The 13545-nt window shown below is 68.5% G+C and carries 6 protein-coding genes; 3 read left to right on the plus strand and 3 right to left on the minus strand.

Features of this window, described 5'->3' with window-relative positions; all coding sequences use genetic code 11:
• The first annotated feature begins 44 nt into the window (after positions 1-44).
• A complete protein-coding gene (locus QP415_RS05435) occupies positions 45-9272 on the plus strand; it encodes a type I polyketide synthase (protein ID WP_285099221.1) in 9228 nt (3075 codons plus the stop codon).
• A gap of 3 nt (positions 9273-9275) precedes the next feature.
• A complete protein-coding gene (locus QP415_RS05440) occupies positions 9276-9740 on the plus strand; it encodes a holo-ACP synthase (RefSeq protein ID WP_048674546.1) in 465 nt (154 codons plus the stop codon).
• Here QP415_RS05440 and QP415_RS05445 read toward each other — a convergent pair.
• Both QP415_RS05445 and orn read right to left on the minus strand, forming a co-directional pair.
• Complete coding sequence (locus QP415_RS05445; RefSeq protein WP_048674549.1) at positions 9737-10525, minus strand: single-stranded DNA-binding protein; 789 nt, start codon at positions 10523-10525, stop codon at positions 9737-9739. The genes QP415_RS05440 and QP415_RS05445 overlap by 4 nt on opposite strands.
• 236 nt (positions 10526-10761) lie before the next feature.
• Positions 10762-11409, minus strand: coding sequence for an oligoribonuclease (gene orn / locus QP415_RS05450; RefSeq protein WP_285099251.1), 648 nt, complete (start codon positions 11407-11409; stop codon positions 10762-10764).
• Between the two features lie 85 nt (positions 11410-11494).
• Here orn and ilvA point away from each other — a divergent pair, with 85 nt between their 5' ends.
• Entirely contained in the window at positions 11495-12781 is a 1287-nt protein-coding gene (gene ilvA / locus QP415_RS05455) for a threonine ammonia-lyase IlvA (protein ID WP_048674552.1), read from the plus strand.
• Positions 12782-12958: 177 nt separating this feature from the next.
• On the opposite strand, the gene QP415_RS05460 is transcribed toward ilvA, so the two are convergent.
• On the minus strand, positions 12959-13390 hold the full coding sequence (locus QP415_RS05460; protein WP_016461123.1) for a winged helix-turn-helix domain-containing protein: 432 nt from the start codon (positions 13388-13390) through the stop codon (positions 12959-12961).
• Positions 13391-13545: the final 155 nt, after the last annotated feature.

Raw genomic sequence — 13545 nt, forward strand, 5'->3', positions numbered from 1 at the left:
CCCGCGTCGTTTGAGAAGAATTGTCCCCGAAGGAAAGTAAGAACATGTCGTTTGTGACCTCCCTGAATGAGACCCCCTACGCGCTGACCTTTGCCGGTCAGGCCACCCCGTGGCGATCCGCACTCGACGAGATCGCCCATGATCCCGAGATCGCTGCGATCGTTGACGGAGTTATCAAGGCCTCGGACCAGGTCCTCTCCCCGGTGCGCCGTTCGCTGGCCACCCAGTCGGTTGCGTCCCTGCCCTTCGCCATCCCGGCCGAGGCTGGCGAGGCGGCTGTGACCCGCGACGTTGCTGGCCCGGACGAGGCCGCTCTGTCGGTTCCCGGTATCGTTGCTGCCCAGCTGGGTGCACTCATCGACCTGACGCGCGCAGGCCTGAATATCGTTGCCAATCAGCCCACCGCGTTTGAGGGACACTCGCAGGGCGTGCTCGGCGTGGAGATTGCGCGTGCGTGGATCGCCGGGGACGAGGCCCGCGCCGCTTCCGTGTTCGCGCTCGCCCGCCTGATCGGCGCGGCTGCTGCCCGTATCACGCGTCGTGCCCGTGCCCCGCACGCGGGCGATGCGACCTACATGGTGTCCGTCCGAGGCGTGTCCGACGCACTCCTCGAGCGCATCATCTCCTCCCTGCCCTCGACCTCGCACCCGCTGTCGATCGCACTGCGTAACGACACCGACACCCACGTCGTCTCGGGAGCGCCCAACGACCTGGCGTCCCTGGTCGCCGCCATCGAGCGCGCCGCTGCCAAGGACAAGGCCGCGCACGATGCGCACGAGCGCGGCGGTCGTCCGCTGACCCCCGTATGCGAATACCTGCCGGTCTACGTGCCCTTCCACTCCCCCATGCTCGCCGACGCCCTCGCCCTCGTGGACGAGTGGGCCGCCCAGTGCGGTATTGACGCCGAGCTCGCCCACTCCCTCGCCGCCGCTGTTCTCACGACCCCCGTGGACTGGCCGGCTCAGATCCGCACTGCCACCGAATCGGGTGCCACGTGGATCGTCGACATGGGCCCCGGCGCCACGACCGTGCGCATGACCCGCGCCCTCGTCGAAGGCACCGGCGTCGGCGTCGTCGCCGCCGGAACCGCCTCCGACCGCGACAAGGCCGCGACCCCCGGCTGGGCCCCCGAGCCCGGCACCGACTGGTCGCACCTGCGCCCCGGCCTCGTGACCCTCCCCGACGGCAAGACCGTCGTCGACACCGCTTTCTCGCGCCTCACCGGCCGCTCCCCCGTCCTCCTGGCCGGCATGACCCCCACGACCGTTGACCCCGAGATCGTCGCCGCTGCCGCGAACGCCGGTTTCTGGGCCGAAATGGCCGGCGGCGGCCAGGTCACCGAAGAGGTCTACAACGAGAACCTGGCGGGCCTGCGCGCCCAGCTGCGCCCCGGCCACACCGCCGAGTTCAACTCCATGTTCCTGGACCGCTACCTGTGGAACCTGCAGTTCGGCCAGGCCCGCATCGTGTCGCGTTCGCGCGCGTCCGGCGCCCCCATTGACGGCGTCGTTGTCTCCGCGGGTATTCCCGAGCAGGACGAGGCCCTCGCCCTCATCGAGCAGCTGCGCGCTGACGGCTTCCCCTACGTGGCTTTCAAGCCCGGCACGGTCGACCAGATCCGCAAGGTCATCGCGATCGCCCGCGAGGCCGACCCGATCAAGGTCATCGTCCAGGTCGAAGACGGCCACTCCGGCGGCCACCACTCCTGGGAGGACCTCTCCGACCTGCTGCTGGCCACCTACGCCCAGCTGCGCGCCCAGTCCAACATCGTCCTGACCGTGGGTGGCGGCATCGGCACCCCCGAGCGCGCCGCTGACTTCCTCACCGGCGAATGGTCGGCCCGCTACGGCCGCCCGCCCATGCCCGTCGACGGCGTCCTCGTGGGTACCGCCGCGATGACCACGAAGGAAGCACACACCACCAAGGCCGTCAAGGAACTCCTCGTCGCCACGCCGGGCGTGCCCGACAACGACGAGCTCGGCGGCTGGGTCGGCGAGGGCGTGACCCGCGGCGGCATGACGTCAGGCCTGTCCCACCTGCGCGCCGACATGCACGAGGTCTCCAACGCAGCCGCCGCTGCCGCTCGCATCATCGCCGAGATCGGCTCCGACGGCGCCCAGGTGCGCGCCCGCAAGGACGAGATCGTCGAGATCCTCTCCCACACGGCCAAGCCCTACTTCGGTGACCTCGAAGAAATGACCTACGAGGCCTGGGTACGCCGCTTCGCCGACCTGTCCTACCCGTGGGTCGATCCCACCTGGCAGATCCGCTACCACGACCTGCTCCAGCGCGTCGAGGCTCGTCTGGCACCGGTGGACCACGGCGAGGTGGAGACCCTCTTCCCGACCGTCGAGGATGTCGCCGACGCGCACGCCGCCGCCGACCGCCTGATGGCCGCCTACCCGAACGCCGCGACCACGCACGTCACCCCCATCGACGCCGCTTGGTTCCCGGCCCTGTGCCGCTCCTACCCCAAGCCGATGCCCTTCGTCCCGATCCTGGACGACGACCTCATCCGTTGGTGGGGCCAGGACTGCCTGTGGCAGGCGCAGGACGAGCGCTACACCGCCGACCAGGTCCGCATCATCCCCGGTCCCGTCTCCGTGGCCGGCATCGACCGCGTCGACGAGCCCGTCGCTTCCCTGCTGGGCCGCTTAGAGGCCGCCGCGGCTTCGCGTCTGGCCGATTCCGGCGTGGTCGCGACGCCCGTCGCTTCACGCCTGGGCAACGGCAAGCCCGCCGCTACCCGCGAGGAATGGCTGCGTAAGGTCCCCTTCATCTCGTGGACCGGCCACCTCATGACCAACCCGGCCTCCATCCTCGACGAGGAGCGCGTCTCCCTGAACCCGACCGACACCGGAGTGGACATGGTCATCCACCTGGACACGGCGTGGGACAACGATCCGCGCGGCGCCGAGAAGCACGCGGTGCGCGAGCTGGTCTTCCCGCTGGTTCTGTCCGGCGAAGACGGCGCGGTCCCCGTCATCGATGAGGCCAAGCTGCCCCAGCACATGTACGCGATGCTCGCGGCCACCGCTGGCGTGACCTCCGTGTCCGTCGCCGGTGACACCGTGGACGCTCTGCCGGTCATGGTGCCCTCCTCCAAGTCGGTCTTCGGCGAGGCCCACTACTCCTTCACGCTGGCCCCCACCCTGGGCTTCGATCACGCCGAGGCCACGGGCGCTGCCCTGCCCGCCGACTACGAGTTGGCGGCCTGGGCTCCCGACGCCCTGCTCGGTCCCGCCTGGCCCGCGATCTACGCAGCCCTTGGTTCGGCCATCCACAACGACTACCCGGTCATTGAGGGCCTGCTCAACGCCGTCCACCTCGATCACTCGATCACCCTGGAATACACGCCCGAGCAGATGCTTCAGCGCGGTATCACCACGATCGACGTGACCAGCCACGTGGCCGCCGTCGACGAGTCCTCCTCCGGTCGCATCGTCACGGTCGCCCTCGAGCTGACCGCCAACGGTGAGCACGTGGGTTCCACGCAGGAGCGCTTCGCGATCCGTGGCCGCGCCACCGGCAACCGCGCGCCCTCCGAGGCCGCGCCCTTCGGTGGCGCGACCATCGAGGTCGTGGACACGCCCCGCTCGGTCCTGCGTCGCGTGAGCGTCAAGGCCCCCGACGACATGACGCCGTTTGCGATCGTGTCGGGTGACTACAACCCGATCCACACCTCCTACGCGGCCGCCAAGGTCGCAGGCATGGACGCGCCCCTCGTGCACGGCATGTGGCTGTCGGCCACCGCTCAGCACGCGGCCGAGGCTGTCGTCGCCGGTCAGGGCGGCGCTCAGATCGCCGGCTGGACGTACTACATGTACGGCACCGTCGACCTGAACGACGAGGTTGAGATCACCGTCGAGCGCGTGGGTCGCGTCGTCGGCGGCGGCCTGTCCCTCGAGGTCACCTGCCGTATCAACAAGCAGGTCGTGTCTCGCGCCTCCGCCTACACCTTCGCCCCGAAGGTCGCCTACGTTTACCCCGGCCAGGGCATCCAGAGCGCCGGCATGGGCCTCGACGAGCGCACCAAGTCCAAGGCGGTCGACGAGGTCTGGCGCCGCGCGGATGCGCACACCCGCTCGGCGATGGGCTTCTCCATCCTGTCGATCGTGCGCGATAACCCGACCGAGATCGTGGCGCGCGGCGTGACCTACCGTCACCCCGAGGGCGTTCTGAACCTCACCCAGTTCACCCAGGTTGCGCTCGCGACGCTGGCGATCGGCCAGACGGCCCGCATGCGCGAAGAGGGTGTCCTGGTTCCGGGCGCTGCCTTCGCGGGTCACTCGCTGGGCGAGTACGACGCGTTGGCAGCCTACGCGGAAGTGTTCCCCCTCGAAACCGTCCTCGACCTGGTCTTCCAGCGCGGTTCCACGATGCACTCGCTCGTGCCCCGCGATGAGAACGGCCGTTCGAACTACCGTATGGGCGCCCTGCGTCCGAACCAGTTCGGCGTCGATGATGCGCACGTCGTGGAGTACGTCGACTCGATCGCTCAGGCCTCGGGTGAGTTCCTCCAGATCGTGAACTTCAACCTGGCTGACCAGCAGTACGCGGTCGCCGGCACGGTCGCGGGCCTGAAGGCCCTCGAGGAAGACGCCACCAAGCGCGCCGCCGAGCGCGGCGGCAAGCGTCCCTTCATGTACGTTCCCGGCATCGACGTGCCCTTCCACTCCACCGTCCTGCGCAGCGGTGTGGCGGACTTCCGTACGAAGCTCGACGAACGCATCCCTGCCGAGATTGATCCCGCTAAGCTCGTGGGCCGCTACATCCCGAACCTGGTGGCGCGTCCCTTCGAGCTGACCCGCGAGTTCGCCCAGTCCATCCTCGACGTGGTTCCCTCCGACACGGTGCGCAACCTGCTCGAGACGGAAGGCGCGTGGGACGCGGCTCTGGCCAACCCGGGTGTCCTGACCCGCACACTGCTCATCGAGCTGCTGTGCTGGCAGTTCGCCTCCCCGGTGCGCTGGATCGAGACACAGCGCGTGCTGCTCTCGACCGAAGAAGCCGCCCCCGGCGTTGCTGGCCTGGGCGTCGATCAGGTTATCGAGGTCGGCCTGGGTGCCGCCCCGACCCTGGCTAACCTGGCATCCCGCACCCTGCTCGCCCCCGAGTTCGCGCTCTCGCGCGTGGATGTCTTCAACGTCCAGCGCGACGAGTCTCGCGTCTACGCGACCGATGTCGCCGTGATCGAGGACGATGAGGACGAGGAGATCACCCCGGAGGCTCCCGCCGCCGAGGCCGCTCCCTCGCCCGCTCCGGCCGCCGCCGTGGCCGAGGCTGCTCCGGCCCCCGCCCCCGCCGCTCCGACCGGCGGCCCCTCGGGTGCCGACGTCGCAGATTTGCCCTTCACGGCGTCCTCTGCGATTCACGCCCTGCTGGCGCTCTCCGCGAAGATCCGCATCGACGAGATCGGCGCCACCGACACGACCGAGTCGCTCACCAACGGCGTCTCCTCGCGTCGCAACCAGCTGCTCATGGACATGTCCTCCGAGCTGGGCCTGAACTCGATCGACGGCGCCGGCGAGGCCGATGTGGCCACGCTGTCTGCGACGGTCGACAAGGCTGCCAAGGGTTACAAGCCCTTCGGCCCGGTTCTGGCCGAAGCCGTCAAGGAGCGCACGCGCAAGCTGTTCGGTGCCGCTGGCGTCAAGGCGGGCCGTATCACGGAGCGTGTCACCGGAACGTGGCAGCTGGGCACCGGTTGGGCCCAGCATGTGACCGCCGAAATCGTCCTGGGCACCCGTGAGGGCGTCTCGACCCGCGACGGTGACCTGGCGACCCTGCCGCTGGATGCTCCGACGAACGCCGCCGGCGTCGATGCCCTCATCGATGCTGCCGTGGCTGCCGTCGCGGCCCGCGAAGGTATTGCCGTGTCCCTGCCCAGCGCAGGCGGTTCCGCCGGTGGCGGTGTCGTCGACTCCGCCGCTCTCGACGCCTACGCCGCGTCTGTGACCGGTGAGGACGGCGTCCTGGCCAAGACCGCTCGCACGATCCTGTCCGAGCTGGGCCTAAACGCTCCTGCCCCCACCGGCGAGGATTCCTCCGATGACGCGCGCGTCATCGACGCAGTTGCGGCCGAGCTCGGTTCGGGCTGGGTCGACCTCGTTGAGCCTCGCTTCGACGCCGCGCGCGCCGTCCTGCTGGACGACCGTTGGGCATCCGCTCGTGAGGACGTCGCCCGCTTTGTCACCGAAGGCACCCTCGCCGAGGGCGCGTCCTTCGTGGGCACCGGCCGCGCCGTGGCTGATCAGGCCTCGTACTGGGCGAACCGCCTGCGCGCCGAGGGCGATCACGAGCGCGCGGCTCGCCTGGAACAGATCGCGGCCGACGCGCTCTCCTCCTCGGACGAGCTGCCCTACGCGAACGACGTCGCGGTGGTCACCGGCATGACCCCCGCGTCCATCGGCGGCGCGGTCGTGGGTGGCCTACTTGCCGGGGGCGCCACCGTCATCGCGACCTCCTCGTCGATCTCCGCTGCGCGCCTGGCCTTCGCCAAGGAGCTCTACCGCACGCACGCCGCCGGCGGCGCGAAGCTGTGGCTGGTTCCCGCGAACCTGGCCTCCTACCGCGACGTGGATGCGCTCGTGGAGTGGATCGGTACCGAGCAGACCAAGTCCGTGGGCGCCGACATCAAGGTGACCAAGGAAGCCCTGGTCCCGACACTGTTCTACCCCTTCGCCGCTCCGCGCGTCTCCGGCACGCTGGCCGACGCGGGCGCTGCCTCCGAGAACCAGATGCGCCTGCTGCTGTGGAGCGTCGAGCGCTCCATCGCCGGCCTGTGCGCGATCGGCTCCGACACGCACGCCGACCACCGCCTGCACGTCGTGCTGCCCGGTTCTCCGAACCGCGGCATCTTCGGCGGCGACGGCGCGTACGCCGAGGCGAAGGCTTCCTTCGACGCGATCGCGACCCGCTGGGCAGCCGAGCCGATCTGGGGTTCGCGCGTGTCGATTGCTCACCCGCGTATCGGTTGGGTGCGTGGCACCGGCCTCATGGGCGGCAACGACCCGATGGTCGCCGCCGTCGAGGCTGCGGGCGTTCGTACCTGGTCGACCGAGGAAATGGCCGAGCAGCTGCTCGCGCTCTCGAGCGCCGAGGTTCGCGCCCAGGCCGCCAACGCCCCGGTGGACGCCGACCTGACCGGCGGCCTGGACTCCTCCATCGACCTGCGCGCCCTGCGCGCCCAGGCCGAGGCCGCCGCTCCCGAGGCACCCGCATCTGAGCCGGTCGCGACCGTCTCCGCGCTGCCCTCGCCTTCGCAGGTCACCGTGCCGCACGTCGAGCCGTCGCAGTGGGGTCACACCACGGCGTCGCTGGCCGACACGGTCGTCATCGTCGGTCACGGCGAGGTCGGCCCGTGGGGCAGCGCTCGTACCCGCGTGCAGGCCGAGCTCGGTATCCACACCGACGGCACCGTCGAGCTCACCCCTGCGGGCGTGCTCGAGCTGGCCTGGATGACCGGCCTGCTGACCTGGTCGGACACCCCCGTGGGCGGCTGGTACGACAAGGACGACCAGCTCGTCCCCGAGTCGGAGATCTTCGATCGCTACCGCGACGAGGTCGTGGCCCGCTCCGGCGTGCGCTTCTTCCACGACGACGGACCGCTGCACGACGGCTACACGCCCGAGTCGGCGATGGTCTTCCTGGACCGCGACATCACGTTCACCGTGGAGGATGAGGCCGAGGCCCGCTCCTACGCCGAGGCCGACCCGCAGTTCACCGTGGTCGAGCAGACCGCGTTCGGTGAGTGGCAGGTGACCCGCAAGTCCGGCGCACAGGTGCGCGTGCCTCGTCGCGCGACCCTCAACCGCCGCATCGGTGGCCTGTTCCCCACCGACTTCGATCCGGCTCGCTGGGGTATCCCGGCCTCGATGCTGGACTCGATCGACCCGATCGCCGTGTGGAACCTGGTCTCCGCCGTCGACGCGTTCGTGTCCGCTGGCTTCAGCCCCGCCGAACTGCTGCGCGTCGTCCACCCGGCGACCGTTGCTTCCACGCAGGGCACCGGCTTCGGTGGCATGCGTTCGATGCACAAGCTGTTCGTTGACCGCTTCCTGGGCGAGGAATACCCGCAGGACATCCTGCAGGAGACCCTGCCCAACGTCGTGGCTGCACACACGATGCAGTCCTACGTGGGCGGCTACGGCTCGATGATCAACCCGGTCGGCGCCTGCGCGACCGCCGCGGTGTCCATCGAGGAGGGCGTCGACAAGATCAAGGCTGGCAAGGCTGACTTCGTCGTGGCCGGCGCGATCGACGACATCCAGGTCGAGTCGATCGTGGGCTTCGGCGCGATGAACGCGACGGCGAACTCGAACGAGCTGCTCGCTCGCGGCATTTCCTCGCGCTTCGTCTCGCGCGCCAACGACCGCCGCCGCGGTGGCTTCGTCGAGGCGCAGGGTGGCGGCACCGTGCTGCTGACCCGCGCGTCGGTGGCGCTCGACATGAACCTGCCGGTCCTGGCAGTCGTGGGACACGCACAGACCTTCAGCGACGGCGCCCACACCTCGATTCCGGCGCCCGGACTGGGTGCCCTCGCGGTGGCACGCGGCGGACGTGACTCGGTCATCGCCCGCAACCTCGCTGAGCTCGGCGTGGGTATCGACGACGTGGCCTTCGTGTCCAAGCACGACACGTCCACGAACGCCAACGATCCCAACGAGTCGGATCTGCACACCCGCGTCGGCATGGCGCTGGGCCGCACCCCCGGCAACCCGCTGCTCGTCATCTCGCAGAAGACCCTCACGGGTCACGCGAAGGGCGGCGCCTGCGTGTTCCAGGTGGGCGGCATCATCGATGTGTTCCGCACGGGTCTGATCCCCGCGAACGTCGCGCTGGATTGCGTCGACGACGCGATGGAGCAGTACAGCCCGCTCGTGTGGCTGCGTTCCCCGCTCAACCTGTCCTCTCGCGGACCGGTGCGTGCGGCGTTCGCGACCTCGCTTGGCTTCGGTCACGTCTCCGGCTTCCTGGCACTGGTTAACCCGGCCGCCTTCGAGGCCATCGTGGAGCGCGAGGCCGGACGCGAGCGTCTCGAGGCGTGGCGCGCAGCATCGGATCGCCGACTGCGCAACGGCCAGCGTCACATCGAGATGGGCATGCTGGGCCACGCCCCGCTGTTCACCTCGGTGGAGGGTCGCCGTCTGCCCGACGATCCGGCTGCGGGCGCTGCGGGAGACGCGCACGAGGTCGAGGCCGCGATCCTGCTGGATCCGAATGCACGCCTCGGCGAGGACGGCTTCTACCACCTGCCGGAAAGCAAGTGAGCGATGCGCGGGCTCGGCGTTGACCTGGTCTCCCTCCCTGAGTTTGCCGCTCAGGTGAGGGAGCCGGGGTCGGCCTTCCTAGACGGCGTTCTGACGCCCAGGGAGGCCCGCCGGGTCCGCGCCCGCGCAGCCGCCACGTCCGGCGCTCAGCCCGGTTCCGCCCGCTATGACGAGGCCGTGGCCCGTCACGCGGGCGGCCTGTGGGCCGCAAAGGAGGCCTTCGTGAAGGCCTGGTCGTGTGCCCTCTTCGGTACTCCACCCCGCATTGGAGCCGACGACGTGGACTGGCGCGAGATTGAGGTGATCCACGACGAGTGGAGCCGTCCCGCTCTCGCGCTGCACGGCCAAGTCGCGGCTGCCTGCGAGGAATCGTTCGGGGTTCCTTCCTCATGGAGCGTGCTCGTCTCCATCAGCCACGACGGGACGTACGCCATCGCGCAGGTCGCGATCGTGGACGCGCCCGCCTAGGCGGCGTCGGACGGTTCGACTGCATCAGCGTCAAGAGGATCGAACGACGCGTTTTTCGTCGCATCGATACCGCCGTGGTCCACCGCCGAATAGTCAAAGCACGAGACAGCGTTTGTGCCCGGGTCCGAGGGTTCATCCTCGGACCCAACGTCTCCCTCCGGTGCAGCCACAGGCGTCAGGTCGCCTCCCGCCCCAGCAATCGGAGCGTGAAGCGCCAACTCTTCGTGCTGTGTGCCTGCTTCATCAGGCACACTATCCGTCCCTCCGTCCCGAGCAACCGCGTTCGTGTGCGTCTCGTTCGTGAGCTCGGGCTCCGATCCCGACCCCTGCGGCATCACCGCAGAACCCGGCCCAGACCTCGTCGAATAGGGATCGCCCTCCGTACCTCCCGCGGCTTCGTCGGTCGAATGCGATCCATTCTTTCTGAACTGGGAGGTTCCCCGCGCCAGGTCATGGCCGACCGAGGAGGCCCGGTAGACGATCGATGATCTGATCTGTCCCGCCCCGTCGACCCACCCGTTGGGAACGGGCCGGGCAACCACGACAACGGGATCGCCCTTACGGCAGCTGCGGAACACGTTAGAGGCGAGCGTGTCCCAGGTTTCCACGGTGTACCAGTAGGCACCGTCCTCCACGTAGGAAGCGTTGCCTGTGCGCGCATCCGTCGTGAAGCGCCATCGCGTGATCGCGAGCCGGAAGGTCGTCACGCAGATGTCACCCTTGACGTGCTTCATCGAGGGTTCTGACCCGATGCGGCCCCTCAGGGTCGTCGAAATATCCTGCATCGTTGCATCCTTTGTCTGGTCTGGCCGGCGCTGGCCGGATACGTCCAGGAAAGCCCCGCGAGGCATGTCCTTTCAAGCGCTCGCACTCCCCCTGTGGATAACGCACGTGCCACTTGCGGCCCTGTGGATAACCGGAATATCCCGATAGTCCCTGTGCACAGCGCTTCTCACGGCGGGCACGCCAGACATAGCAAAGCGGCGGCACCCAGCAGGGATACCGCCGCTCAGCGTTCAGATCAGGCCTCGGTGCCCTCGCCCATGGAGGGGATGCCCAGGGCAACGACCTCGCGCGCCACCTCGCGGGCACGCTCAGTCGTCACCGGCTCGGCCGGGAACAGCACGCGGCGATAGTACTCGAGCTCCTGGATGGACTCCAGGATGTCCGCCAGCGCGCGGTGGCCGCCATGCTTGTTGGGCGACTCCGCGAAAGCGGCACGGTACCAACGCTTGGCCAGTTCCTTGATGGAGGACACGTCCACCAGGCGGTAGTGCAGGTGGTCGATAACGGAGGGCATGTTGGCTTCGAGGAACATCTTGTCGGTGCCCACCGAGTTACCCGCCAGGAGAGCCTTCCCCTGCTGGGGCACGAAGCGCTTGATGTAGGACAGGACTTGCTCGGTCGCCTCCTCCATCGACACGGCGCTCGTCTTCAGGTCATCGAGCAGCCCGGAGGACGTGTGCATGTTGCGCACGAAGTCGTTCATGTTGTCGAGGGCTTCGGCGGGCGGCGTGATGAGCACGTCCATGCCGGGGTCGACAATCGTGAGGTCGCCGTCGGTGATGACGACCGCCACCTCGATGAGGGCGTCACGCTGGACGTCCAGGCCGGTCATTTCGCAGTCAATCCAGACCAAGGGGTCTTTCAGAGTTTTCACGCCTTCTATGGTAGTGCGCTCTGGGTCATACGGTTGGGTGGGTCGCACTCACGGTGGCCACTACTACACTAGGAGGGTATTGGAAGGAGTTCTCATGACCGCTAGTTCTCACGTGACGACACCGAAGGACATCCGTCAGGCTGCGACCGCCCTGGAGGGGGTGGCCGTCCGCACGAACCTGGATCGTTCGGAGCGCCTGTCTACCGAGGCCGGCGTCGATATTTTGCTCAAGCGTGAGGACCAGCAGAAGTGCCGTTCCTTCAAGGTGCGCGGTGCGTACGCGCGGATGTCGCTGCTGTCCCCCGCCGAGCGCGAGCGCGGCGTCGTGTGCGCGTCGGCGGGCAACCACGCGCAGGGTCTGGCCTATGCCTGCGCTCACCTGGGCGTGCGCGGCACCATCTACCTGCCGTCGAATACTCCCCGCCAGAAGCGCCGCCGTATCGCGACGATTGGTGGGCAGTGGGTCGAGCAGGTCATCGTGGATGGCACGTTCGACCGTGCCAATGCCCTGGCTCAGGAGGCCGCTCGCGCGACGGGCCGCACCTACGTCCATCCTTACGACGATCCGTTCACGATCGCAGGTCAGGGCACGATCGGCGTCGAGCTCGAGGAGCAGATGCCCGAGGACACGGCGGCGGTGCTCGTTCCTGTGGGCGGCGGCGGCCTCATCGCGGGTATCGCGACGTGGCTGCGCGCGAACCGCCCAGAGGTGAAGATCATCGGCGTGGAGCCTGCGGGGGCAGCGTCGATGCACGCGGCCCTCGAGGCGGGGCAGCCGATGTCCCTGGCGAAGGTCGATCCTTTCGTGGACGGCACGGCGGTGGGCCGCGCGGGCTCGCTCCCCTTCCACATCGCGTCACAGTTCGTTGACTCCGTGCTAGTCGTACCCGAGGGCGCAGTGTGCACGGAGATGCTGGAGCTCTACCAGTCCGACGGCGTTATCGCCGAGCCTGCTGGCGCTCTCGCGTCCACGGCCGCGCACGTGTACCTGACGGATCCCGCGGATCGCAAGGCCCTGCTCGGCCGCTCCGACGGCGCGATTGTCTGCGTCGTGTCGGGCGGTAACAACGACCTGACGCGCTACGCCGAGGTCATGGAGCGTTCGCTGCGCCACGAGGGTCTGCGTCATTACTTCCTCGTGACCTTCCCGCAGCAGCCGGGCATGCTGCGTGTCTTCCTCTCGGATGTCCTGGGTCCCGCGGACGATATCGTGCACTTCGAGTACACGAAGAAGAACAACCGCGAGCTCGGCCCCGCGCTGGTGGGCATTGACTTGTCGAACCCGGATGACATCGACGGGCTTCGACACCGCATGGAGGCCTCTCCCCTGCATGTCGAGGAGCTACCGCTGGATTCGGAGATCACGCGACTCGTGATCTGAGCGCGTCACGCATAGCGTCGGAGAGGGGCGCGGTTTCGGGGACGAGGCCGTGGCCCCTCTCCCCTTTTGTCTGTCCCTGGGCGCGTGGCTGGCTTGGGAGCCGCCTGGGTGGCCGCTGCGTACATGCGCGCGGTGGCGCGCCGCGTGGTGACTGCGGGGTCCGTTGGTGATGGGAAATCAGGCGGCGAGGGTGACGGGGCGGGTGACGCGCACGCGCACCGAGGGTGTGGAGTTGAAGCGGTAACCTTCGCCGCGGACCGTGGAAATGAGGTCGGGCAGGATGGAGAGCTTCTTGCGCAAGCGGCGGATGTGGGCGTCGACGGTGCGGGAGTCGGAGCCGAGGTCGGCATCTGCCCAGACGGAGGCGAAGAGTTCGTCGCGGGTGACGGAGCGGTCGGCGTTGGCGGCGAGGTGGGCCAGGAGGTCGTGTTCCTTGGCGGACAGGCCGGCGTCGCGTCCGTCGAGGGTGACCTGTCCGCGGTCGATGTCAATGTCGATGCGGGAGGAGCTCAGTCGCAGGCCGGCGAGAACGTCGAGGAATTCCTCGTAGGAGGTGGGGGTGTCGTTGTCAGCGCGGACGGAGGCGGCAGGGGTGTTGACGAGGGTCATGAGTGTATCCGATTCTTCGGGGCCGCACTCCCACTATCGGCGTGGGTATATCACTGCGGCGGTGATTGACAGGGGTATCTGGGGCGTCAATCACATACACATTCGCGACATCATGCCACCGCAGGGGCAGCACATGGGGTTCGCGAAGGTCGTCA

This window comes from Pauljensenia sp. UMB3104, assembly GCF_030217285.1.
GTDB lineage: Bacteria > Actinomycetota > Actinomycetes > Actinomycetales > Actinomycetaceae > Pauljensenia.

Excerpts from the sequence above, each read along its gene's own strand:
- QP415_RS05460 (WP_016461123.1), bottom strand. The coding sequence starts at position 13,390 with ATGACCCTCGTCAACACCCCTGCCGCCTCCGTCCGCGCTGACAACGAC.
- QP415_RS05435 (WP_285099221.1), top strand. The coding sequence starts at position 45 with ATGTCGTTTGTGACCTCCCTGAATGAGACCCCCTACGCGCTGACCTTT.
- ilvA (WP_048674552.1), top strand. The coding sequence starts at position 11,495 with ATGACCGCTAGTTCTCACGTGACGACACCGAAGGACATCCGTCAGGCT.
- QP415_RS05440 (WP_048674546.1), top strand. The coding sequence starts at position 9,276 with ATGCGCGGGCTCGGCGTTGACCTGGTCTCCCTCCCTGAGTTTGCCGCT.
- QP415_RS05445 (WP_048674549.1), bottom strand. The coding sequence starts at position 10,525 with ATGCAGGATATTTCGACGACCCTGAGGGGCCGCATCGGGTCAGAACCC.